The 1,798-nt window shown below is 29.7% G+C and carries 2 protein-coding genes; one reads left to right on the forward strand and one right to left on the reverse strand.

Annotated elements, in window-relative coordinates; translation table 11 throughout:
• Positions 1–2 precede the first annotated feature (2 nt).
• Positions 3–956 carry an MBL fold metallo-hydrolase gene (locus tag CN514_RS24140; protein WP_141529514.1) on the reverse strand — a complete coding sequence of 318 codons (954 nt, stop codon included), beginning with the start codon at positions 954–956 and terminating at the stop codon, positions 3–5.
• Between the two features lie 170 nt (positions 957–1,126).
• Between CN514_RS24140 and CN514_RS24145 the strand changes: the two genes are divergently transcribed.
• Positions 1,127–1,711, forward strand: a complete 585-nt coding sequence (locus tag CN514_RS24145; protein ID WP_098234743.1) for an SCO family protein — start codon at positions 1,127–1,129, stop codon at positions 1,709–1,711.
• Positions 1,712–1,798 lie beyond the last annotated feature (87 nt).

A 1,798-nucleotide genomic window follows, 5' to 3' on the forward strand; every position in this document is an offset into this window, starting at 1 on the left:
GCTTAAAAGATAATGGCTTCTTCTTTTTTATTTCCTACGATTGAGGGATGAATTGTTTCACCAAGTAAAGAAATTTTAAGCTTTTCGGGTTTTATTTTTTTCCTTTTCCATTCAGAACATAATCGCTCTAGAGCTTCTAAAGGAGTATCATCTGCAAGTTTAAATGTTCCGTAATGCATTGGGATAAATAACTTCGCGTTTAAATCTAAAAACGCTTGAACAGCTTCTTCAGGTGACATATGGTTGTGTTTCATAAACCATTCAGGTTCATATGCTCCGATTGGAATAATTGCTGTATCAATTTTAAATCTTTTACCGATTTCCTTGAATCCTGAAAAATAAGCACTGTCACCAACGTGATATAGACAGTCATTGGACGTTTTGAATACAAATCCACCCCAATGTGACTTATTCCTGTCAAATAAAGTTCTCTTCGTCCAGTGCTGAGAAGGTACAAATGAAATATTGATCCCTAAAAAATCTTTTGACTCCCACCATTTCATTTCATGGACATTCTTATAGCCTTTACTAACAAATTTTTGTTTCAAGCCGATTGGTAAAATAAATCGTGTTTTTTTAGGGAAATGGCGCAATGTATTAAAATCTAGATGATCATAGTGACCATGTGAAATACAAATTATGTCAATTGGAGGTAATTCTGAAATAAGTATTCCTGGTTTGGACAATCGTTTTTTTAAAGCCATTTGATTAGCATAAACAGGGTCAGTTAATATATTGACTCCTTTTATTTGAATTAAAAAAGTAGAGTGTCCAATCCAAGTAATTGTTGTTTTATCACGATTTTCCTTTAAATAGGAGATTTTTTTATGACTACATTGTTGAATTACACTACTATAATCCTTTTTCGTTTTACTTCTTTCGATTCCGCATTTGATCAAATCTTTAAAGGTTTTACGATAACTCGTGTCTAAATTTTCATATTTTTTATTTGCCATTATCAGTCATCCTTTCAAGATTCTTTTTCAATATGTTTAGTTTAACTTTACTTTGTAAAAGTATCATTTGAAAAATTTTAAATATATATGTCAATTAGTTTAAATTATTAGAAAGAAACGATCTATTTTTGATACAATGGACAAGTACAATGCAACATAGGGGGAAAAGTATGAAGAGAAATACGGTAGTTGTGACATTAATAATGATTTTATGTCTTACATTATTAAGTGGCTGTGGAAATAAAATTGATAATCCTTTAAATTGGGATTTAGAAAAATTTACATACACTAACCAGGACGGTAAGACTTTTGGGACAAAAGATTTAAAAGGAAAAGTCTGGCTAACAGATTTTATATTTACAAGTTGTGAAACAGTTTGTCCGCCAATGACAGCAAATATGGCAAAACTTCAACAAAAGGCTGCAGAGAAGAAGTTGAATGTAAACTTCATCTCATTTAGTATTGATCCTGTAGTTGATACGCCACAATTATTAACTACTTTCGCAAATAAATTTAATGCTGATTTTAGTAATTGGAATTTCTTAACGGGATATTCTCAAAAACACATTGAAAAATTTGCATCTGAAAACTTTAAAACGATTGTTAAAAAACCTGAAAACAATTCACAAGTTATCCATGGTACTAAATTTTATTTAATTGATCAAAATGGAAAAATCGTTAAAGATTATAGTGGTGTAAGTAATGTACCATTTGATGAGATTTTATCTGATATTGAAACTTTGACAGGGAAATAAAACTTGCGTTTAAGTAAAAAGATTTTCTATTTATTTAATAAAAAACTGAGTTTCTAAAAGATACTCAGTTTTTTTATTTGAATTTAG

Source organism: Bacillus sp. AFS001701 (genome assembly GCF_002559405.1).
Taxonomy (GTDB): domain Bacteria; phylum Bacillota; class Bacilli; order Bacillales; family Bacillaceae_G; genus Gottfriedia.

Excerpts from the sequence above, each read along its gene's own strand:
- CN514_RS24140 (WP_141529514.1), bottom strand. The coding sequence starts at position 956 with ATGGCAAATAAAAAATATGAAAATTTAGACACGAGTTATCGTAAAACC.
- CN514_RS24145 (WP_098234743.1), top strand. The coding sequence starts at position 1,127 with ATGAAGAGAAATACGGTAGTTGTGACATTAATAATGATTTTATGTCTT.